The sequence below is a fragment of the Cellulomonas denverensis genome (genome assembly GCF_012396125.1).
GTDB classification, from domain to species: Bacteria; Actinomycetota; Actinomycetes; order Actinomycetales; family Cellulomonadaceae; genus Cellulomonas; species Cellulomonas denverensis.
Window position 1 is genome coordinate 408,584 of the sequence record NZ_JAAXOX010000001.1, and the last position, 22,426, is coordinate 431,009.

At 72.4% G+C, this 22,426-nt stretch carries 16 protein-coding genes; 3 read left to right on the plus strand and 13 right to left on the minus strand.

Annotation, left to right across the window (positions count from 1 at the left end; all coding sequences use genetic code 11):
* The first annotated feature begins 62 nt into the window (after window positions 1-62).
* Both HGA03_RS01840 and HGA03_RS01845 read left to right on the plus strand, forming a co-directional pair.
* Window positions 63-4,958 carry an ExeM/NucH family extracellular endonuclease gene (locus HGA03_RS01840; protein WP_239073743.1) on the plus strand — a complete coding sequence of 1,632 codons (4,896 nt, stop codon included), beginning with the start codon at window positions 63-65 and terminating at the stop codon, window positions 4,956-4,958.
* 185 nt (window positions 4,959-5,143) lie between these two features.
* Window positions 5,144-6,511, plus strand: a complete 1,368-nt coding sequence (locus tag HGA03_RS01845) for an alpha-amylase family glycosyl hydrolase (RefSeq protein WP_239073742.1) — start codon at window positions 5,144-5,146, stop codon at window positions 6,509-6,511.
* A gap of 3 nt (window positions 6,512-6,514) precedes the next feature.
* Here the strand turns inward: HGA03_RS01845 and HGA03_RS01850 are convergent, their stop codons facing one another.
* The 10 genes from HGA03_RS01850 to HGA03_RS01895 all read right to left on the minus strand — a co-directional run bounded on the left by HGA03_RS01850 (window position 6,515) and on the right by HGA03_RS01895 (window position 16,201).
* Complete coding sequence (locus HGA03_RS01850) at window positions 6,515-7,045, minus strand: DUF2798 domain-containing protein (RefSeq protein WP_203767716.1); 531 nt, start codon at window positions 7,043-7,045, stop codon at window positions 6,515-6,517.
* 205 nt (window positions 7,046-7,250) lie between these two features.
* Entirely contained in the window at window positions 7,251-8,072 is an 822-nt protein-coding gene (gene kduI, locus HGA03_RS01855) for a 5-dehydro-4-deoxy-D-glucuronate isomerase (RefSeq protein ID WP_168628500.1), read from the minus strand.
* A gap of 30 nt (window positions 8,073-8,102) precedes the next feature.
* On the minus strand, window positions 8,103-8,867 hold the full coding sequence (kduD, locus tag HGA03_RS01860; protein ID WP_168628501.1) for a 2-dehydro-3-deoxy-D-gluconate 5-dehydrogenase KduD: 765 nt from the start codon (window positions 8,865-8,867) through the stop codon (window positions 8,103-8,105).
* Window positions 8,864-9,679, minus strand: a complete 816-nt coding sequence (locus HGA03_RS01865; protein ID WP_168628502.1) for a fumarylacetoacetate hydrolase family protein — start codon at window positions 9,677-9,679, stop codon at window positions 8,864-8,866. The genes kduD and HGA03_RS01865 overlap by 4 nt, the downstream gene beginning before the upstream one ends.
* Before the next feature lie 15 nt (window positions 9,680-9,694).
* Window positions 9,695-10,849, minus strand: coding sequence for a beta-galactosidase BglB (bglB, locus tag HGA03_RS01870; RefSeq protein ID WP_168628503.1), 1,155 nt, complete (start codon window positions 10,847-10,849; stop codon window positions 9,695-9,697).
* Between the two features lie 28 nt (window positions 10,850-10,877).
* Window positions 10,878-11,699, minus strand: a complete 822-nt coding sequence (locus HGA03_RS01875) for a class II aldolase/adducin family protein (RefSeq protein ID WP_168628504.1) — start codon at window positions 11,697-11,699, stop codon at window positions 10,878-10,880.
* A gap of 15 nt (window positions 11,700-11,714) precedes the next feature.
* Window positions 11,715-13,202, minus strand: a complete 1,488-nt coding sequence (locus HGA03_RS01880; RefSeq protein ID WP_168628505.1) for a rhamnulokinase — start codon at window positions 13,200-13,202, stop codon at window positions 11,715-11,717.
* 4 nt (window positions 13,203-13,206) lie between these two features.
* Window positions 13,207-14,400 (minus strand): L-rhamnose isomerase, encoded by a 1,194-nt coding sequence (gene rhaI / locus HGA03_RS01885; RefSeq protein ID WP_168628880.1) that lies wholly within the window; start codon window positions 14,398-14,400, stop codon window positions 13,207-13,209.
* A gap of 7 nt (window positions 14,401-14,407) precedes the next feature.
* Window positions 14,408-14,761, minus strand: a complete 354-nt coding sequence (locus tag HGA03_RS01890) for an L-rhamnose mutarotase (RefSeq protein ID WP_168628506.1) — start codon at window positions 14,759-14,761, stop codon at window positions 14,408-14,410.
* Between the two features lie 63 nt (window positions 14,762-14,824).
* A complete protein-coding gene (locus HGA03_RS01895) occupies window positions 14,825-16,201 on the minus strand; it encodes an MFS transporter (RefSeq protein ID WP_239073699.1) in 1,377 nt (458 codons plus the stop codon).
* A gap of 255 nt (window positions 16,202-16,456) precedes the next feature.
* Between HGA03_RS01895 and fucO the strand changes: the two genes are divergently transcribed.
* Window positions 16,457-17,611 (plus strand): lactaldehyde reductase, encoded by a 1,155-nt coding sequence (fucO, locus tag HGA03_RS01900; protein WP_168628508.1) that lies wholly within the window; start codon window positions 16,457-16,459, stop codon window positions 17,609-17,611.
* Between the two features lie 36 nt (window positions 17,612-17,647).
* Here the strand turns inward: fucO and HGA03_RS01905 are convergent, their stop codons facing one another.
* From HGA03_RS01905 to HGA03_RS01915, 3 genes are read right to left on the minus strand one after another with little or no spacing between them, the layout of a single operon-like run.
* Entirely contained in the window at window positions 17,648-18,664 is a 1,017-nt protein-coding gene (locus HGA03_RS01905; RefSeq protein ID WP_168628509.1) for a LacI family DNA-binding transcriptional regulator, read from the minus strand.
* An 8-nt stretch (window positions 18,665-18,672) separates the two neighbouring features.
* Window positions 18,673-21,393, minus strand: a complete 2,721-nt coding sequence (gene topA, locus HGA03_RS01910; protein ID WP_168628510.1) for a type I DNA topoisomerase — start codon at window positions 21,391-21,393, stop codon at window positions 18,673-18,675.
* A 43-nt stretch (window positions 21,394-21,436) separates the two neighbouring features.
* Window positions 21,437-22,390, minus strand: a complete 954-nt coding sequence (locus HGA03_RS01915) for a phosphatase PAP2 family protein (protein ID WP_239073700.1) — start codon at window positions 22,388-22,390, stop codon at window positions 21,437-21,439.
* Window positions 22,391-22,426: the final 36 nt, after the last annotated feature.

A 22,426-nucleotide genomic window follows, 5' to 3' on the forward strand; every position in this document is an offset into this window, starting at 1 on the left:
ACCCGACGCTGTTTTGGCGATTTGCCGGAAAAAGGCGGTCAATAGCCTCCACGAGTCCCCAGATGAAAGGACTCGTGACAGTGCTGTCCTCGACACCCCTCCCCTCCCCACGGCGCCGGACCGCCCGCCGGTTCGCCGCCGCCCTCACCGGCGGGACGATGATCGCCGCCGGACTGGTCGCCTCCCCTGCCACCGCGGCCGTGAGCACCGACGCCCCCGTCCTGATCAATGAGGTCTACGGCGGCGGCGGCAACAGCGGCGCCGCCCACACCCACGACTTCATCGAGCTGACCAACCCCGGCGACACCGCGGTCACCCTGGACGGCTGGTCGGTGCAGTACGCCTCCGCCGCCGGCACCACCTGGAACAACCTGACCCCGCTGACCGGCAGCATCCCGGCCGGCGGCACGTACCTGGTGCAGGGCGCGAGCGGCGGCAACGTCGGCACCGCGCTGCCCACCCCGGACGCCACCGGCTCGATCAACCTGTCCGGCACCAACGGCAAGGTCGCCCTGGTCCAGGGCACCACCGCCCTGGGCTGCGGCGCGGCCTGCACCGCCGACCCGGCCGTGATCGACCTGGTCGGCTACGGCACCGCGACCGACTACGCCGGCAGCGGGCCGGCCCCACAGCTGAGCAACACCACCTCCGCCGGGCGGGTCGGCAACACCGCCGACAATGCTGCGGACTTCGTCGCCGGCACGCCGACCCCGGAGAACTCCAGCGGCACCGGCGTCGAACCGCCCGAGCCGCCCGGCCCGGCCACCCCGCGCACCATCGCCGAGATCCAGGGCACCGGGGACGCCAGCCCGCTGGTCGGCCAGTCGGTGCAGACCAGCGGCATCGTGACCGCCGTGTACGACACCGGCGGCCTGAACGGCTTCGTGATCCAGACCCCGGACACCGGCACCTGCCGGACCGAGGGCGCCTCGGACGCGATCTTCGTCTACGGCTCGCCCCTGGGCGCCACGATGCTGGGCGCATGGGCGGAGGTCGTCGGCACCGTCTCCGAGTACTACGGCCTGACCCAGATCACCGCGGACACGGTCTCCACCGCCCCGGCCGACCCGGCCTCTGAGACCGTGGAGCCCGCCGCCTGCCCGTGGCCGAGCACCGACGCCGCCCGTGAGGCGATGGAGTCGATGCTGATCCTGCCGACCGGCGACTTCACCGTGACCAACACCTACACCACGCACCAGTACGGCGAGGTCGGTCTGGCCACCGGGACGTCCCCGCTGATCCAGCCCACCGACGCAGCCCCGTCCGGCAGTGCGGCGCACGACGCGATCGCCGCCGACAACGCCGCCCGCGGTGTGGTGCTGGACGACGGCTCCAGCCGGAACTTCACCAGCGCCGCGAACCTGTCCGTCGTCCCGCCGTACCTCACCGCGGACGGCGGCGTGCGGGTGGGCGCGGCGGTCAGTTTCACCGAGCCGGTGATCCTGGACTACCGCAACGACACCTGGAAGCTGAACCCGACCGGCGACCTGAGCAACGGCGCCACCGTCCCGGTCACAATCGAGAACTCCCGCACGCCTGCTCCGGATGCCGCGGCAATCGGCAATGCCGACCTGACCGTGGCCTCGTTCAACGTGCTGAACTACTTCACCACCACCGGCGACTCCTGGCCGGGCGGGTGTTCGTACTACACGGACCGGGACGGCCTGCCGACCACGGTCAACACCTGCTCCGGCAACGGGCCCCGCGGCGCCTACGACGCGGCGAACCTGGCCCGGCAGCAGGACAAGATCGTCGCGGCGATCACCGGCATGGACGCCGACGTGATCGGCCTGCTGGAGATCGAGAACTCCGCCGCGCTGGGCGAGACCCCGGACGAGGCGACCGCCACCCTGGTCGCCGCGCTGAACGCCGTCGAGGGCGCGAACACCTGGGCCTACGTGCCGTCCTCCACCGACCTGCCGCCGGTGGGCGACCAGGACGTGATCACCAGCGCACTGATCTATCGCACCTCGGCGGTGGACCTGGTCGGCACCGCCCGGGCGCTGGGTGACCAGAGCTCCGGGTCCGGCGCCTTCGCCAGCGCACGGGAGCCGATCGGCCAGGCCTTCGCCCCGGTCGATGGCGGTGAGCCGTTCTTCGTCGCGGTGAACCACTTCAAGTCGAAGTCCGCCGGGTCCGCCTCCGGCGCGGAGACCGATCAGGGCCAGGGCGCCTGGAACGCGCTGCGCACCCGGCAGGCCACCGCGCTGGCCACCTGGGTCGAGGACACCGCGTTGCCGGCGGTGGCGTCCGAGTCCGGGACCACCGTCAACGACGTCTTCCTGCTCGGCGACTTCAACGCCTACTCCCAGGAGGACCCGATCCTCGCGCTGGCCGACGCCGGGTACACCGACCTCAACCGGAGCGGCTACTCCTACTCCTACGACGGGCTGAGCGGCTCGCTGGACCACGTGCTGGCCAACACCACCGCCCGGGCCCGGGTCACCGGCTCGGACGTGTGGGGGATCAACTCCCCGGAGTCGATCGCACTGGAGTACAGCCGGTACCACGCCACCGCCGGTGAGTTCTACACGGCGGACGCCTACCGGTCCTCGGACCACGACCCGGTGATCGTCGGGGTGACCGCCGAGGCCCGCAGCGGCACCCAGGAGCTGAACATCCTGGGGATCAACGACTTCCACGGCCGGATCGACGAGAACACCGTCGCCTTCGCCGGGACGGTCGAACAGCTCCGGGCCGACGCGGGTGAGGACAACACCCTGTTCGTCTCCGCCGGGGACAACATCGGTGCCTCGCTGTTCGCCTCCTCGCTGGCGGCCGACCAGCCGACCATCGACGTGCTGAACACCCTGGAGCTGCAGGCCGCCACGGTGGGCAACCACGAGTTCGACCGCGGCTGGGGCGACCTGTCCGGCCGGGTGACCAGTGCGATGGACGCCCCGTACCTGGGCGCGAACGTCTACCTGGCCGGCACCACCACCCCGGCACTGCCGGAGTACGAGCTGTTCGACTACGACGGGCTGTCCGTCGCGGTGATCGGCGCGGTGACCCAGGAGACCCCGACCCTGGTCTCCCCGGCCGGGGTGTCCGACCTGGAGTTCGGCGACCCGGTCGAGGCGGTGAACCGGGTCGCGGCCCAGCTCACGGACGGGAACCCGGCCAACGGCGAGGCCGACGTGCTGATCGCGGCGTACCACGAGGGCGCCGGGGCCGGGACGCCGGACGGTGCCACCCTGGAGCAGGAGATCGCCGCCGGCGGCACCTTCGCGCAGATCGTGCAGTCCACCTCCCCGGAGGTCGACGTCCTGCTGACCGGGCACACCCACAAGGAGTACGTGTGGGACGCGCCGGTGCCCGGGGCGACGGACGGGTCCACCCGGCCGATCGTGCAGACCGGCTCCTACGGTGAGCGGATCGCCCAGGTCGAGCTGACCATCGACTCCTGGACTGGCGACGTGCTGGCCTACCAGGCCCGGAACGTCACCCGGACCACGGTGCCCGACCAGGACCTGATCGACACCTACCCCCGGGTCGCCCAGGTCGCGGACATCGTGGCCGACGCCCTGGACCGGGCGGACCAGGAGGGCAGCGTGGTGATCGGCTCGGTCACCGACGACATCACCACCGCCCACGCCCAGGGTTCCTACGTCAACGGCGTGTGGACCGGTGGCACCCGGGACGACCGGGCGGAGGCGTCGTCGCTGGCCACTCTGGTCGGCAACGCGCTGCGTGACACCCTGTCCGACCTGCCGGACGCGCCGGACATCGGGGTGGTCAACCCCGGTGGCCTGCGAGCCGAGCTGCTGTACGGCACGGACGGCGACATCACCGTCGCCGACGCCCGCGCGGTGCTGCCGTTCAACAACGAGCTGTCCATCGCGGTCCTGACCGGCGAGCAGATCGTCACCCTGCTGGAGCAGCAGTGGCAGCGGGACGAGGGCGGTGCGGTGCCGTCCCGGTCGTACCTGCAGCTCGGCTTCTCGGACAACCTGAGCTACACCTACCAGGAGATCCCGGACCCGGCCGCGCCGGACACCGCCACCATCGGGGTGATCGGTTCGGTGTCGATCGACGGCGTGCCGATCGACCCGGCGGCGGAGTACACGGTGGGGACGTTCTCCTTCCTGGCCGCCGGTGGCGACAACTTCCGGGTGTTCAACGACGCGGTCCGCACGGTCAACACCGGCCTGCTCGACTACGAGGGCTGGATGAACTACCTGACCGAACAGTCGCCGGTGTCGCCGACCTACGCCCGGGCCGGGGTCCAGGTGGCCGGGCTGCCGAGCACCCTGACCGCCGGCCAGAGCGCCGGGGTCACGGTGTCCCGGGTCGACGTGCCCAGCCTGGGTGCCCCGCAGAACACCGAGGTGGTGGCGACGATCGGCGGCCGGGAGGTCGGGCGGGCGCCGCTGGTGGACTCCTCCGCCGCCCTGACCCTGGCCGTGCCCGCCGACCTGGCCGGTGACCAGCTGCTCACGCTGGCCGCCGACCCGTCCGGCACCACGGTCCAGATCCCGGTCACCATCACGCCGGCCGCCCCGCAGGGACCGGTGCTCACGCTGAGCGCCGGGACCGTGCAGGCGGGCGACCCGATCACCCTCACGGTGACCGGCGCGCCGGCGAACGGGTCCGCCGAGGTGATCCTGCACTCCACCCCGGTGCAGCTCGGCACGCTCGCGTTCGACGGCACGGGTGCCGGCTCGGTCACGGCGACCATCCCGGCGACCACGGCCGCCGGGGCGCACACCGTCCAGGTGGTCGGTGGCGGCATCGACGTGTCCGCGGCGCTGACCGTCACCGCGGCTCCGGGTGCGGGCGGCGGTCCCGGGTCCGGCGGCGGTGCGGGCGGCGGTGCGGGTGGCGGAGCGACCACCGTGACCCCGGGCGGCCCGCTGGCCCTGACCGGCCTCGGGCTGCTGCTGCCGCTGCTGGTCGCGCTGGTCGCGGTCGGTTCCGGCGTCGGTGTCGTCGCCTACCGCAAGCGGCACCGGGTCTGACCCAGAGCGTCACCCCGGGGGCAGGTCGGCCACGTGCCGGCCTGCCCCCGTCGCGCGCCCGCCCCCGCGCCGCACTCGCGCCCTGCCCGCGCCCGCGCCCGCGCCGAGAGTGCACGAATGCACGCCTCACGGGCCGGGAGACCTGCATTCGTGCACTGTCGGCGCCCGGGCCTACGGTGAGGAAGGTGAACACCGAACTGGTCCGGCCCGCCGACGCCCTCTGGTGGCAGGTGTACCCGCTGGGGTTCACCGGCGCCGCATCCGCATCCGCCCCCGCCCCCGCCCCCACCGTCGAGCACCGGCTGCCCCGGATCACCGCATGGCTGGACTACCTGGCCGGCACCGGGCTGAACGGCCTGGCCCTGGGCCCGGTGTTCGCCTCTACCAGCCACGGCTACGACACCACCGACCATCTGCGGATCGACCCTCGGCTCGGTGACCGGGGCGACTTCGATCAGCTGGTCGCCGCCGCCCACGACCGCGGGATCCGGGTGCTGCTGGACGGCGTCTTCAACCACGTCGGCGAGCAGCACCCGGCGTTCCAGGCAGTGCTGGCGGGCGGGCCGGAGCACCCGGACAACGAGCTGTTCCGGATCGACTGGTCCGGGGCCGAGCCGGTCTGGGACTGCTTCGAGGGCCACCGGCACCTGGTCACCCTCAACCACGACAGCGACCGGGTGGTCGACTGGGTCGCCGACGTGATGACGCACTGGCTGGACGCCGGAGCGGACGGCTGGCGGCTGGATGCGGCCTACGCCGTGCCGACCTCGTTCTGGTCCCGGGTGACCGAGCGGGTGCGTGCCCGGCACCCGGAGGCGTACCTGCTCGGTGAGGTGATCCACGGCGACTACGTGGGCTTCGTGCGCGAGTCCGGGATCGACGCGGTCACCCAGTACGAACTGTGGAAGGCGGTCTGGAGCTCGATCGTCGACCGCAACTGGCACGAGCTGGTCTGGACGCTGGGCCGGCACGACGAGTTCGCCGCGAGCTTCCGGCCGTGGACGTTCATCGGCAACCACGACGTGACCCGGATCGTCACCCAGGTCGGGGACGCGCGCACCGCCGGGCATGCCCTGGTCCTGCTGGCCACCCTGTCCGGCACCCCGGCGGTGTACTACGGCGACGAGCAGGCGCTGCCCGGTCTCAAGGAGGACCGGGCCGGCGGCGACGACGCGATCCGGCCGGAGTACCCGGCCACCCCGGACGCGATCCCGGCGGACGGCCTGGCACCCGGCGGCGCCGAGCTGCGCCGCCTGCACCAGGCACTGTTCGGGCTGCGGCAGCGGCATCCCTGGCTGGCCGACGCCCGGTCCGAGGTGCTGAGCGTGACCGGCGACCTGCTGGTCCTGCGCCAGCACGGCCGCGGCGGCGAGGCCCTGGTGGTGGCGCTGAACCTGGGCGACCCGGCACCGGTCGAGGCTCCGCTGACCGAGGTGCTGGCGGTGTCCGCCCCCGGTGACCGGCCCGGGCACGGCGACCCGGCCGCGGTCGACTGGCGGGACGGCCGGGCCGTGGTGCCCGGACGTGGCTGGCTGATCGCGCTGCCCGGCTGACCCTCAGCCCGCGGCCCAGACCCGGACCTGCACCCGCTGCGCCCGGGCGTCCGCCCACCGGTGGTAGCGGTGCATCAGCTCCCGGGCGACCGGCTGGGCCAGCAGCGCCTCCACCACCAGCGCGATCGCGAAGTTGCGCGGCCACAGGTGGGCGAACCCGGTCAGCGGCTCGGTGCTGATCGACCAGGTGCCGATCCAGGTCCCGGCCACGGTGAGCACCAGCGACATCAGGAACACCGAGCAGAGCGTGTCGGCCAGCACGTGCGCCCGGAACGAGTCGCCGGGCCGCACCATCCGGGCCGCCAGCAGTTGCGCGGGCTTGCGGGTCGCCAGCACCGCGGCCACCACGGTCACCCACAGCACCGGCTGCACCCGGAGCACGCCGCCCCAGGTGTGCCAGCTGAACCCGGCGGTGAGCCCGGAGATCAGCACCGGGATCACGTTGACGGAGATCAGCGAGATCACCAGCAGGAAGAAGGCGAACTCCCGGGGGTTGCGCGGCAGGCGGGCGTGGAACAGATGGTGGTCGCTCACGACGACGGACTCCTCGATCAGCAGTGCCCGGACGCACGAAAAAGCGCCCACTCCCGACCTCGGGGGTCGCGGGAATGGGCGCTGGATCAGGTACTTGTACGCGCCGGGAAGAACCGGGACAGCGTACCCGAGCAGGGGAGCCACCGGCCCCGCCACCACCACCCGAGGGCGTGCTCGGTGGCGGGGCGGGGCCGGGGCGGCCGGGTCAGCGCAGGTCGGTGACCGGCGCCGGGTCCATGTCGTCGAAGGACTGGTTCTCGCCCGCCATCGCCCAGACGAAGGAGTAGGCCGAGGTGCCGACGCCGGAGTGGATCGACCAGGACGGGGAGATGATCGCCTGCCGGTCGGCGACCACCAGGTGCCGGGTCTCGGCCGGAGTGCCGAGCAGGTGGATGATCCGAGCCTCCTCGGGCAGGTCGAAGTACAGGTAGCACTCGGTGCGCCGGTCATGGGTGTGCGCCGGCATGGTGTTCCACATCGAGCCCGGGTGCAGCTCGGTCACGCCCATCACGATCTGGCAGGACCGGATGCCGTCGGCGTGGATGTACTGGTTCAGCGAGCGCCGGTTGCTGGTGAGCTGGTCGCCGAGCTCGCGGACCGTGCCCTCGCCCTTGAGCACGAGCTGGTTCGGGTACGTGGTGTGCGCCGGGGCGGAGAACAGGTAGAACTGCGCGCCGTCGCCGGCGAACACCACGTCGCGGGTGCCCCGGCCGAGGTAGAGGCAGGCACCGTTCGGCAGTGCGTACTCCGTGCCGTCCACGGTGACCGTGCCCGCGGCGCCGACGTTGACGATGCCCAGCTCCCGGTTGGCCAGGAAGTACTCGGCGCGCAGCTCGTCGAAGGTCGGCAGCGGCAGGGCGGCACCGCCCGCGGGGGTGGCGCCGCCGAGCACGATCCGGTCGTGGTGGGTGTAGGTGGCCGTGACCTGGCCGGGGACGAACAGCTCCTCGATCAGGAACCGGTCGCGCAGCCGGGCGGTGTCCGCGCCGGGGATCTGCTCGGGGCTGGTGGCGTAACGCTGGTCCATGGGTGGGTCCTTTCGGGTCGAGGGGGTCGTTCAGCGCACCAGCCAGCCGCCGTCGACCGGGACGATCGCGCCGTTGACATAGTCCGAAGCAGCCGAGGCCAGGAAGACGAAGGTGCCCTGCAGGTCCGCCGGGGTGCCCCAGCGACCGGCCGGGATCCGGTCCAGGATCGACGCCGACCGCTCCTGATCGGCCCGGATCGGCGCGGTGTTCTCGGTCGCCATGTAGCCCGGCGCGACCGCGTTGACGTTGATGCCGTGCGCGGCCAGCTCATTGGCGAAGGACTTGGTGATCCCGGCCACCGCGTGCTTGGAGGCCGCGTACCCCGGCACCAGCACACCGCCCTGGAAGGACAGCATCGACGCGATGTTGATGATCTTGCCGCCGCCCTGGGCGACATAGCGCCGCGCGGCCGACTGCGACAGGTGGAAGACCGCGTCCAGGTTGATCGCCAGCACCTCGTCCCAGTCCCGCGCCGGGTGCTCCAGCAGCGGGGCCCGCCGGATGATCCCGGCGTTGTTCACCAGGATGTCGATCCGGCCCAGCGCGGCGACCACCTGCTCGATCGCCTGGTCCAGCTGCTCGGGGGTGGCCGCGATCAGGTCCAGCTCCTGGGTGGAGGCCCGCCGGCCCAGCGCCTCGATCGCCGCGGCGGTCTCGGTGGCCGGGGCCCGGTCCAGCAGCGCCACGTCGGCACCGGCCTCGGCGAGCGCGAGCGCCGCGCCCTGGCCCAGCCCGCGCGAGGACCCGGTCACCAGGGCGACCTTGCCGTCCAGTCGGAAGCTGTCGAGAATCATCGGTTCTCCTCGGAGATGAAGGTGGTGGTCAGGGCCCCGAGCCCGGCGACCCGGACGGTCACCATGTCCCCGGGGGCCAGCGGGGTGTGCACGGCCTGCGCCGCGTCGGAGCGGGCCGGGGTGCCGGTGGAGATGACGTCGCCGGGTTCGAGGGTGATCACCTGCGACAGGTAGTGGATGAGGAACGCCACGCCGAAGACCATCGCGTCGGTGGACGACCGCACGGTGACCTCCCCGTTGCGCTCCACCTCGACCGACCGCCCGGCCAGGTCGCCGAACTCGTCCGGAGTGACCAGCCAGGGCCCCAGCGGCCCGAAGCCGTCGATGCTCTTGCCCAGCGCCCACTGGTTGGTCCGGCTCTGCCAGTCCCGGTCCGAGACGTCGTTGAACAGGGTGTAGCCGGCCACGTGGTCCAGCGCCTCGGCCTCGGACACCCGGTGCGCCCGGCGGCCGATCACCACGGCGATCTCGCCCTCGTAGTCGACCTGGGTGGTCGCCGGCCACAGCACCACCGGATCCTGGGGGCCGGCCAGCACGTTGGCGGTCTTGACGAAGATGTTCGGGAACTCCGGGTCCGGGGTCTCCAGGTGGCCGCGGTAGTTGTAACCGACGCACCAGATCGTGCCCGGCCGGACCGGCGGGCCGAGGCGCACCGAGTCCAGCGCGGGCAGGGTGGCGGGGTCGGTGGCGGCCACCGCACGCTCCCGGTCCTCGCCCGGGTCCAGGGCCAGCACCCGGTCGGTCCCGTCGGGCGCGCGCAGCACCACCCCCGGGCGCTCGCCCCGGTCGGTCCTGATCGTCACCAGTCGCATCGGTCCGTCCTTCGCTCAGTAGTAGGTCCGCAGGTACTCGGCCAGGCACAGGATTGCCATCGCCTGGCCGTACGGCATCGAGGTGCGCGGGATCGCCCGGTAGAAGTCCAGGTCGGAGCCCATCCCGGTGCCGAAGGACACCTGCTGCAGCTCGCCGTCGCCGGAGATGTTGGCGATGATCGCCCGCACCGCCCGCTCGGCGACGTCGGTGTAGGCGGGGTCCAGGTAGCCCTTGCGCACCGCCTTGAGCACGCCGTACGCGATCCCGGCGGTGGCCGAGGCCTCCAGGTAGGACTCCGGGTCGTCCAGCAGGGTGTGCCAGAGCCCCGACTCGTCCTGCAGCCGGGCCAGCGCCGCGACCTGGGCGTCCAGCACCTCCAGCAGGAACCGCCGGGTCGGGTCGTCGGCGGGCAGGTCGACCAGTTCCAGGAAGTCCGGGATCACCATGGTCAGCCAGGAGTTCCCCCGCGCCCAGCGTGCCCGGGCGAAGTTGTGGTTCCCGTCGAAGCTCCAGCCGTGGAACCACAGCCCGGTCTCCCGGTCCATCAGGTACGCCACGTGGGTCAGGAACTGGAAGGTCGCCTCCCGGACGTACTGCGGGCGGTCCAGCAGCAGGCCGATCTTGGTCAGCGGGAGCACCGTCATCATCAGGGTGTCGTCCCAGAGCTGGTGGTGGTTCTCCTCCGCCAGGGTCAGGTGCTGCATCCCGCCGTGCGGCGTGCGCGGCATCTCCCGCATCGCCCACTCGGCCCAGGAGTCCAGCCAGGGCAGGAAGGTGCAGTCGCGCTCCTTCTCGTACAGGTTGGCCAGGGTGAGGAACGGCGCCATCGTGTTGACGTTCTTGGTGGTGCCCTCCGCCAACCGGGCGGCGAACCACTCGTCCACGATGTCGCGCATCCGGCGGTCGGCGGTCTGGTCGTAGTACTGCCAGATCCCGTACAGACCGATGCCGTGCGTCCACTCCCAGCCGGCCCAGCCCTTGGTGTCGATCACCCGGCCGTCATCCAGCCGGAGCAGGAACTCGCCGGTCTCATCGGTGATGTGCACCAGGTTCTCGGTCAGCCGGCAGACCAGCTCCTGGATCCCGGCGCGGTCGATGAACCGCTCCGGCGCCCGCAGCAACGGGCTGTGCTTGACCGGCCACACCGGCTGGTCCTGGGTTCGCGTCATGGCCTTCCCCATTCTGTCCGGTGAGCGGTCATACCCACGGCGAGTCGATGTCGAATGCGTGGGCGACGCCGGAGATCTCCGCGCGGGTCAGGCCCTCGGCAGCCCGGCCGGCGACCAGGTCCATGTACTCGTACTTCGCGCCGGTCTCGGCGTACTCCATCCGGTCCACCGCCCGCAACACCGACACATCGGAGCGGGACATGGTGCCGTGCTTCGACCACAGCACGATCTCCGCCTCCCGCAGCCCCGCGACATTGGCGGCCTGCATCCCGTCCGAGCCGGGGATCATGAAATCGAGCACCTCGATGCCCTGGGACACCGCGACGATGGACTCCGGCTCCCAGCGCAGGATCGCCGCGTTCATCGCTTTGGTGTCCCGGTAGGCCGGGATGTGCGACAGATAGGTCAGGTGCGGCGGCTGGGCGTGCACCACGGCCTGGAAGCCGATCCCGCGCCGGGCGACCTGGTCCTGGTGCACCGCCAAGTGGGAGTTGAACTCGGAGGTCAGCCGCTCGAACTGCCGCCGCGGCGAGCTGAACAGGGTCGCGGTGCTGCCGCCCTCGTGTACCCGGATCGCCCCGACCGCGGCCTCCGGGTCGGCGGCGATCTGGCGCAGCCGGCGACCGGAGCCGGTGGCCAGCAGCGTCCGCCCGGCCAGCGCGGGGGCGGGGAGCGGCAGGGTGATCTGCTCGGCGATCGGGAACCGCTCCGCCGGGTCGACGTCCCAGCCGAGGTAGACCGAGATGTTCCCGGCGCCGGCCTCGGCGGCGTCGAGCTCGCAGATCCGGGCGCCGGCCTCGCCCATGGCGCGTAGCAGGTCGTCCAGGGACGGACGGGGGGTGTCGGACATCGTGATCTTCCTTCGTCAGAGGGCGGGCAGCAGGTCCCGCAGGCGGTCCTCGGCCCGCTGCCAGGGCTGGTCGGGCGAGTCGGGGTGGTAGGTGGCCGGGTGGGTGGAGGCGCGGACCACGGCCCGGACGGCGGGCAGTCCGCCGTCCAGCAGACCGAGGGCGAGCGCCTGGGTGAGCAGGTTGCCGATCGCGGTGGCCTCGGCCGGGCCGGCGACCACCGGCAGCCCGGTGGCGGATGCGGTCAGCCGGCACAGCAGGTCGTTGCGGGCGCCGCCGCCGACCACGTGCACCACCTGCACCGGCCGGCCGGTGAGCCCGGACAGCCGGTGGATCGCCCGGCGGTACCCGAGCGCCAGGGAGTCCAGCACGCAGCGCAGCACCTCGGCGGGGCCGGCCGGTTCGGGTTGCCCGGTCCGGCGGGCGGCGGCCCGGATCCTGGCGGGCATGTCACCGGGCGGGACGAAGGCGGGGTCGTCGACGTCCACCACGGTGCGCAGGCCGGGCACGTGCACGGCGGCCGCGCACAGGGCGTCCAGGTCCTGCGGGTCGCCGGCCTCGGCCCAGGTGCGCAGGCACTCCTGCACCAGCCACAGCCCGGCGACGTTGCGCAGGTACCGCACGGTGCCGTCCACGCCGAGCTCGTTGGCGGCGTTCGCGGCCCGGCTCGCGCCGGTCAGCACCGGGGTGGGCAGTTCGATCCCGACCAGCGACCAGGTGCCGGAGGAGATCCACGCCGCGGGCTGGTCGTCCAGCGGGACCGCGGCCACCGCGGAGGCGGTGTCGTGCGATCCGACCGCGACGTGCCGGGCACCGGGCAGTCCCAGCTCCGGCCGCAGCTCGCCGAGCACGGTGCCGGGTTCGGCCAGCGGGGCGAGCAGACCGCGCACCTCACCGGTCGCCGAGCGGGCCAGGGCATCGAGCACCTGCGGGCTCCACTGCCGGGTGACCGGGTCGAGCATGCCGGTGGTGGAGGCGTTGGTGACCTCGGTGACCTCCGCGCCGGACAGCCAGTAGCCGAGCAGGTCCGGGATCAGCAGCAGCCGGTCCGCCGCGCGCAGGGCGGTGGTCCCGGCGGCGGCCAGCAGTTGGAGCACCGTGGTGAACGGCTGTGCCTGGCTGCCGGTGGCGGCGTAGTGCGCGGCCGGGTCCAGCAGTCCGGCGAAGCGCTCGGCGGCCCCGGCGGTGCGCCCGTCCCGGTAGTGCACGGGATTGCCCAGCAGCACGCGGTCCCGGTCCAGCAGCCCGAAGTCCACCGCCCAGGTGTCGACGCCGACCGAGGCCACCGGGCCGTGCGCACGCGCCGCCACCCGCAGCCCGTCCCGCACCCCGGCCCACAGACCCAGCACGTCCCAGTGCAGCCGCTCGGCGCTGCGCTCCGGGGTGCGGACCGGGCGGTTCGGGAACCGGGCGGCCTCGTGGGTGACCAGGCGCCCGCCGTCCAGGCGGCCGGCGATCACGCGCCCGCTGGAGGCGCCGAGGTCGACCGCGACCAGGGTGGACATCGGCTCAGGCCCCCCAGCCGGCCTGCACGCCACCGGCCCGCTCGGCGGCGATCAGCTCGGCGTAGCCGGAGGTGGCGTAGGCGGCCATCGGGTCCCGGGGCAGTCCGCGGGACTCGCGCCAGTCGCCCAGCGCCGGGCGCACGTCGGTGTAGAAGGCGTCCATGTACACCGCGTTCGCGGCCAGCACGTCCCCGGCGTCCTGGGCCGCCCGCAGCGACTCGGTGTCGATCAGCAGGGCCCGGGCGGTCATCTCCTGGACGTTGAGCACCGAGCGGATCTGGCCCGGGATCTTGTCCTCGATGTTGTGGCACTGGTCGAGCATGAAGGCGACCGGGCTGCCGTCGTCCAGACCGCCGCCCCGCACCACCTCGGCCAGGATCCGGAACAGCTGGAACGGGTCGGCGGCGCCCACGATCAGGTCGTCGTCGGCGTAGAACCGGGAGTTGAAGTCGAAGGAGCCGAGCTTCCCGAGCCGCAGCAACTGGGCCACGATGAACTCGATGTTGGTGCTCGGGGCGTGGTGGCCGGTGTCCAGGCAGACCAGCGCCCGCTCGCCGAGCGCGGTGACGTGCGCGAAGGCGGTGCCCCAGTCCGGGACGTCCATCGTGTAGAAGAACGGCTCGAAGATCTTGTACTCCAGCACCAGCCGCTGGTCCGGGCCGAGCCGGTCGTAGATGGTGCGCAGGGACTCGGCCAGCCGGTCCTGGCGGCCGCGGAGGTCGCCCTGGCCCGGGTAGTTGGTGCCGTCCGGCAGCCAGATCTTCAGGTCCCGCGAGCCGGTGGCGTCCATCACCTCGATGCAGCGCAGGTGGTGGTCGACCGCCTTGCGCCGGATCGCCGGGTCGACGTGGGTCAGCGAACCGAATTTGTAGTCGTCGTCCTGGAAGGTGTTGGAGTTGATCGTCCCCAGCCGCACCCCCTGGTCGTCGGCGAAGGCCGCGAGCTTCCCGAAGTCGTCGACCAGGTCCCACGGGATGTGCAGCGCGACGCTGGGCGCCAGGCCGGTCAGCCGGTGCACCTGCGCGGCGTCGGCGATCTTCTCCTGGATGGTCCGCGGGGTGCCGGGGGTGCCGTAGACCTTGAACCGGGTCCCGGCATTGCCGAAGGCCCAGGACGGCAGCTCGATCGCCTGGCGGCCGAGGGTGGTGAGCAGTGCGTCGTCGAACACGCCGGACTCCTGATCGTTGAACTGGTTCATGGCCACGTCAGCACCCCTCCGTGGGCAGGCCGGCCGCCCGGAGCTGGTCCGCCAGGCAGAACACCTCGGGCAGGTACTCAAAGCCCCGGTCCGGGTCGCCGTCCCTGGCGAACAGCCCGGCCATCTCCCGCTGCCAGCGCGCATTCACCTCGGTGGCGGCGATCCGGGCCTGCGCCAGGTCGCGGTCGTCGGCCTCGAAGAACCCGACCAGCAGGCCGTCGGGGCGTAGGAACAGCGAGTAGTGCCGCCAGCCCGCGTCCCGCAGGGCGATCAGCAGTCCCGGCCACACCGCGGCGTGCCGCTCGCGGTAGCGGTCCAGGTGCCGGGGGTCGACCTGGGAGGTGAAGCAGTAGCGGGGCATCGGGCTCTCTCGTTCCGAACGGGCCCGGCGGCCGGAGTTGGTCCGGCCGCCGGGCAGGGGGTCTCACACCCGGGCGGGCTCGGCCGCGGGGGCCGCAGCGCCGGCCGGCGATTCCAGGTCCGCGAGCGAGGTGCCCCTGGTCTCCCGGGTCAGCAGCGCCGCGATCGAGGCGACCAGGGTGATCCCGAAGGTCGCCGCACCGATCACCAGCGGCACGTTGTCCGCCCCGGGCGGGGCGATCGCGGTGAAGATGGTCGGGAAGAACGCCGCCAGCATCAGGCCGATGTTCTGCGACACCGCGAAGCCGGTGACCCGGATCCGCATCGGGAACTGCTCCTGGAAGAAGGTGGCGAAGGTGGCGTTCCACATCTGGAAGAAGATGCCCTGGACGATGACCACCAGCACGAAGACCATCACCAGGTTCCCGCGCTCGATCATCAGCAGGTAGACCCCGGACAGCGCACCGCCGGCCAGCCCGCCGACCACCATGAACATCCGGCGGCCGAACCGGTCGGACAGTGCCCCGAACACCGGGATCGTGCCCACCGCGGTCAGGTTGGCCACCAGGGTGACCCAGAGGAACTCACTGGTGGTGAAGCCGATGCCGTAGCCCTCCTGGGTGGCGTACGAGACACCGAAGACCAGGGTGGCCATGCCGATCACGTTGGTGAAGGTCATCAGGATGCACCGGAGGGTCACGCCCGGGTAGGAGCCCAGCAGCTCGGCCAGCGGGAACCGGCGCTTGGCCGACGTGGCCTGGGCCTGGAACACCGGCGGCTCCTCGACCCGGCGCCGGATGATCCAGCCGGCCAGGATGACCACCGCGCTGAGCAGGAACGGCACCCGCCAGCCCCAGCTCTCGAAGTGCTGGTCGTCCAGGATGATCGACAGCGGCAGCATCACGCCGGTGGCCAGGATGGAGCCGACCTGGGTGCCCTGCAGGCTGAACGAGGCGAAGAATCCGCGCTTGGCGTCGGGGGCGTGCTCGACGATCATCGCGCTCGCGCCGCCCAGCTCACCGGCCACCGCGAAGCCCTGCACCAGGCGCAGCAGCACCAGCAGCGCCGGGGACAGCACGCCGACCTGGGCGTAGGTCGGCAGCAGGCCGACCGCGAAGGTGGACACGCCCATCAGCAGCATCGCGAAGACCAGGACGTCCTTGCGGCCGCGGCGGTCGCCCCAGGCGCCCAGCACGACCGCGCCGACCGGCCGGGCGACGTAGCCGACCGCGTAGGTGGCGAGCGAGGCGATGATCGCCACCGCCGGGTTGTCCTTGGCGAAGAAGATGGTCGGGAAGACCAGGGCCGCCGCCTGGGAGTAGAGGGCGAAGTCGTAGTACTCCAGGGCACTGCCGATCCAGCCGCTCAGTGCGGCGCGCTTGGGATCCTGCTTGCCGCTCGCCGGGGCACCGGAGACCCCGGGGTTTGCCGTGCTGCTCATGCTCATCTCTTTCGTCAACGGTGACGAGGGGCCGACGGTGGCCCCTCCGAAATGTGCTGCGTGGTGCACGCCGGGGCGGCTGATCACCCCACCACGGGAGGAACAGTAATGGAACGATTCAACGACGTCACTAGGACCTTGGTCGGACCCGGCTGAGACCGGTGGCGGAGGGACCTTCGCCCCTACCGCGGCCGGGGCGCCGGTGCTGGACTCGATAGAACGTTTCATCACGCCCCGACCAGCGAAGGAACCGCCATGCCCGTCCAGCGGATGATCTGGAACCAGACCGCGTACTTCGGTGCCGGAGCAGTGGAGGTGATCCCCGGCGAGCTCACCCGGCGCGGCTTCACCCGCGCGTTCGTGGTCTCCGACGCCGTGCTGGTCGACTCCGGGGTCACCGGCCGGGTCACCGGCCTGCTCGACGCCGCCGGGATCGGCTACGACGTGTACAGCGACGTCCAGCCCAACCCGCCGATCGAGAACGTCCAGGCCGGCGTCGCCGCGTTCCGGGCCTCCGGCGCCGACGTGCTGATCGCGGTCGGTGGCGGCTCCCCGCAGGACACCTGCAAGGCGATCGGCATCATCGTCGCCAACCCCGAGTTCGAGGACGTCCGCTCCCTGGAGGGCGTGGCACCCACCACCCGGCCGAGCGTGCCGATCATCGCGGTGCCGACCACGGCGGGCACCGCCTCGGAGACCACGATCAACTACGTCATCACCGACACCGAGCGGCAGCGCAAGTTCGTCTGCGTGGACCCGCACGACATCCCGGTGCTGGCCGTGGTCGACCCGGAGATGATGGCCACCGCCCCGCGGGCACTCAAGGTCGCCACCGGTCTGGACGCGCTCACCCACGCCATCGAGGGCTACACCACCGCGGGTGCCTGGGAGCTGTCCGACCTGTTCCACCTGAAGGCGATCCAGACCATCGCCGACTCGCTGCGGGCGGCGGCGGACGGCGACCCGGCCGCGATGGAGCGGATGGCGCTGGCCCAGTACGTGGCCGGGATGGGCTACTCCAATGTCGGGCTCGGCCTGGTGCACGCGATGGCCCACCCGCTCGGCGCGTTCTACTCCGCGCCGCACGGGGTGGCGAACGGCATCCTGCTCGCGCCGGTGATGGCCTTCAACGCCGCCGCCACCGGGGAGAAGCTGCGCGACATCGCCGCGGCCTTCGGGGTGCAGGGCGCCGCCACCATGCCGCTGGACGAGGCCCGCGCCGCCGCGGTGGACGCGGTCGCCACCCTCACCCGGGACCTGGGCAACCCGACCACGATCACCGCGGTCGGCGCCACCGAGGCCGACCTCCCGGCACTGGCCCAGGCCGCCTTCGACGACGTGTGCGCCGGCGGCAATCCGCGCCCCGCCACCGTCGCCGAGATCGAGGAGCTCTACCGCTCCCTGCTCTGACCCCGGCGGTCCCGGCCCGGCGGCGCAGCCCCGCTGTCAGGCCGGGACGCTGGTGTCCCGGACGATCAGCTCCGGCCGGAAGACCTCGCGCTCGCGCACCGGCTCACCGCTCTCGGTCCGGGCCAGCAGGATGTCGGCCGCCCGGTAGCCGAGCCGGTGCGCGGGCTGGCGGACCGAGGTCAACGGGGTGGCCAGCTCGGCGGCCAGCTCGATGTCGTCGTAGCCCACGATCGCCACGCTGCCGATCAGCTCCGGGCGCCGGCGGCGGATCTCCCGCTGCACCCCGATCGCCACCAGGTCGTTCATGCAGAACACCGCCCGGGGCAACCGTCCCGACTCCAGCAGCGGGGCGATCGCCACCGCCGCGCCCCCGGCGTCCAGGGTCTCGATCGGCACCTCACGGATCACCGCCGCCGGGTCCAGGCCGCGCCGCTCCACCGCCCGCTGCAGGCCGGTCAACCGGTCCCGGCACGGCCGGATCGAGTGCGGCCCGTTCATCATCAGGATCTCCCGGTGCCCCAGGTCCAGCAGGTGCTCCCCCGCCAGCCGGCCACCCTCCACGTCGTCCACCGCCACCGAGGACAGCGCCGCCGTCGGCGAGGTCATGTCCAGCAGCACGGTGTTCATCCCGCGGGCGGCCAGCGTGAGCAGCGGCCCCAGGTCGTCGCCGGTGGGCACCACCAGCAACCCGGACACCCCGTGCTCCACGAACAGCCGCAGGTAGCGGGCCTCCCGCTCCGGGTCGTCGTCCGAGCTGGCCAGCATCAGGGTGTGGTCGGACATCCCGAGCCGGTCCTCGATCCCCCGGGCCACGTCGGTGAAGAACGGGTTGCGGATGTCCAGCACGATCGCGCCCACCGTGGTGATCGTCCCGGCCCGCAGCTGCCGAGCCGACGCATTGGGCACGAAGGACAGCTGCCGGATCGCGTCCTGCACCCGCTCCCGGGTCGCCGGGGCCACCCGGTCCGGGCGGTTCAGCACATTGGACACCGTGCCGACCGAGACCCCGGCCAGGCGTGCGACATCCCCGATCGAGCTGCGTCGGGTGGGCACGGTGGGGCCTACTTCTTCTTGGCCGGTGCCTTGCGCGTGGTCGTCTTGCGCGCCGGCGCCTTCTTCTTCGGCCCCTGCGCGCGCTTCTCCGCCAGCAGCTCGATCGCCTGCTCCCGGGTGATCGTCTCCGGGGTGACGTCCCGGGGCAGGGTGCGGTTGGTGGTGCCGTCGGTGACATACGCCCCGAACCGGCCGTCCTTGACCACGATCGGCTTCTCCGAGGTCGGGTCGTCGCCCAGCTCACGCAGCGGCGGCGTGGCGGTGGCGCCCCGGCCACGCTTCGGCTGGGCGTAGATCGCCAGCGCCTCCTCCAGCGTCGTGGTGAAGATCGCCTCCTCCGACGGCAGGGTGCGCGAGTCGGTGCCCTTCTTCAGGTACGGCCCGTAGCGACCGTTCTGGGCGGTGATCTCGGTGCCGGTCTCCGGGTCGGTGCCGACCACCCGGGGCAGGCTGAGCAGCTTGAGCGCGTCGTCCAGCGTGACCGTGGTCAGCGACATCGACTTCAGCAGCGAGGCGGTGCGCGGCTTCGGCTGAGCGGCCAAGGCCTTCTTCCGGGCGGCGGCGGACAGCCCCGGGTCCAGCTCCGGCTCGGGCAGCAGCTCGGTCACGTACGGGCCGAACCGGCCGTTCTTCGCCACGATGGTGGTGCCGGTGGCCGGGTCGGTGCCCAGCACCAGGTCGCCCTCCGGCTCGGCCTCCAGCAGCTCGCGGGCCTTGGCGGCGGTCAGCTCGTCCGGCGCCATGTCCTCGGGCACCGAAGCGCGCTTGGGGTTGCCGTCCGGGCCGGGCTCGCCCTGGGCGTCCTCGATGTACGGGCCGTAGCGACCGACCCGCAGGGTCAGGCCGTCGCCCAGGTCGATCGAGTTCACCTCGCGGGCGTCGATCTCGCCCAGGTTCGCGACCAGCTCGCGCAAGCCGTCACCATCCGGCCCGTCCGCGGCCTGGTTGCCGAAGTAGAACCGCGTCAGCCAGTCCACCCGGTCCTCGGTGCCCGCGGCGATGGCGTCCAGGTCCTGCTCCATCCCGGCGGTGAAGTCGTAGTCCACCAGCCGGTCGAAGTTCTCCTCCAGCAGCCGGGTCACCGCGAACGCCAGCCAGGTCGGCACCAGCGCCTGGCCCCGGTTGGTCACGTACCCGCGGTCCTGGATCACCGAGATGGTCGCGGCATAGGTCGACGGGCGGCCGATCCCCCGCTCCTCCAGGGCCTTGACCAGGCTGGCCTCGGTGTAACGCGGCGGCGGGGAGGTCCGGTGGCCGTCGGCGGTCAGGTCGCTGGCCGACAGCGGGTCGCCCTCGGACATCCGCGGCAGCCGGGCCTCGTCCTTGCCCTCGTAGCGCTCGACGTCCCGGCCCTCCTCGTAGGCGGCCAGGAAGCCCCGGAAGGTGATCACGGTGCCGGAGGCGGAGAACTGGGCCTCGGTGGGCGTGCCGGTGCCGGGGGCCGGGACGGTGGCGCCCAGCCGGACCGTGGTGGTCTGCACCTTGGCGTCGGCCATCTGCGAGGCGACCGTGCGCTTCCAGATCAGCTCGTACAGCCGGAACTGGTCGCCGGACAGCTCGCGCGCCACCTGCGCCGGGGTGCGGAAGTTGTCACCGGCGGGCCGGATCGCCTCGTGCGCCTCCTGGGCGCCCTTGGACTTGGCGGCGTACACCCGCGGCTTGTCCGCCACATGATCCGCGCCGTACAGCTCGGCGGCCTGGCGGCGGGCGGCGTCGATCGCCTGCGTGCTCAGCACCGGCGAGTCGGTCCGCATGTAGGTGATGTAGCCGTTCTCGTACAGGCTCTGCGCGGTGCGCATGGTCTGCCGGGACGCCATCCGCAGCTTGCGGGACGCCTCCTGCTGCAGGGTCGAGGTGGTGAACGGCGCGGCCGGGCGGCGGGTGCTCGGCTTGGACTCCAGCGACCGGACCGCGAAGTCGGCGCCGTCCAGCGCGGACACCCACCCGGTCGCAGCGGCCTCGTCCAGGTGGATTACTGTGCCCGCGGACGCCTTCAGCGTCCCGTCGTCGCCGAAGTCCCGCCCGGTGGCCACCCGCTGGTCGCCGATCCGGGTCAGCCGCGCCTCGAAGGCGGGCTCGTCCGCCGACTTCACCGCGAACGTGCCGGTCAGGTCCCAGTAGTCGGCGGGCACGAAGGCCATCCGCTCCCGCTCGCGCTCCACCACCAACCGGGTGGCGACCGACTGCACGCGCCCGGCGGACAGACCCTGGCGGACCTTGCGCCACAGCACCGGGCTGACCTCGTAGCCGTACAGCCGGTCCAGGATGCGCCGGGTCTCCTGAGCGTCCACCAGCCGCTCGTCCAGCTCGCGGGTGTTCTGCAGCGCCCGGGTGATCGCCTCCCGGGTGATCTCGTGGAAGACCATCCGCTTGACCGGCACCTTGGGCTTGAGCTCCTGCAGCAGGTGCCAGGCGATCGCCTCGCCCTCGCGGTCCTCATCGGTGGCGAGGTAGAGCTCGTCGGAGTCCTTGAGCTTGCGCTTGAGCTCGGCGACCTTCTTCTTCTTGTCCGCGTCCACGACGTAGTACGGCTCGAAGCCGTTGTCGACATCGACGGCGAACTTGCCGAACGGGCCCTTCTTCATCTCCGCGGGCAGCTCGGAGGGCTGCGGCAGGTCACGGATGTGACCGACGCTGGCCTCGACGTCGTAGTCGTCGCCGAGGTACCCGGCGATCGTGCGCGCCTTGGCGGGCGACTCCACGATGACCAGCTTGCGACCTGCGGACATGGACTTCCTGCTTCCTCGGGACAACGACACGACTGGGGGCACTCTACGACGGACCGTCCCGCAACCCGGACGCGACCGCGGACCGCCGCAACAGCGTGAGTACCGCGAAGCACAGCGCCGCCACCGCGACGATGCCCAGCGCGCCACCACCGTAGGCGGTCAGCAACGAGGCCCGGTCCGCGAGCGGATCCGCCGAGCGCCAGGTGCTGATCAGCCCCAGCCCGCCGGTCACCCCGGCGGCCAAGGCGACCAGCAGCAACAGCAGCACCGCGACCCGGTCACCGGTGCGCCCGGCCGACCGGGTGGTGGCCAGCGGGACCGCGGCGGTGGGCGCCACCCGGGACTCCCGGATGCCGACCGCCGGCACCAGGCAGGCCAGCGCCCCCCAGGCCAGCACCACCAGCAGCGCGGCGATCACGTCGGACGGCCGGTGCCACTGCCCGACCAGGGTGGAGATCCCGGTCGCCGCGGCGTACCCGGCACCGAGCACCGCGGCCCAGGCCCGGCCGCGCGGCGGCACCACCAGCAGCACGGCCGCGGCCACCGAGGCGGCGGCAGTGGTGTGCCCGCTGGGCAGGGTGTTGAAGTCCGGGCCGTGCCCCCACTCCGGCCGGTCCCAGACCAGCTTCTTCAGCACCTGGGTGGTGATATTCGCCCCGCCCAGCACCACGGTCGCCGCGACTGCCAGCGACCACCGGCGCCGGAGCAGCGCGATCACCCCGCAGGCCAGCACCGCGGTCACGATGAAGCCGACCGACACCACGTCCAGCACCGGCTCGGCCACCTGCCACAGCCGGGTCTGCCCGATGTGGGCGCCCTCCAGCGCGGCCTGGTCCACCGACTGCCCGTGCTCGGTGTCCACGAACAACCGCCAGCACGCCATCGTCCCGAGTGCGGAGACCAGCGTGACCAGCAGGGTCCAGGCGACCGCACCGGCCCGGCGCGCGCCGGTGTCCCGCGCAGCGGCGGACGGCAGCGGGGAGTGCAGGGAAGCCATGGCGTCACGGTAGGCGAACCGGCCACCCGGAGCCGA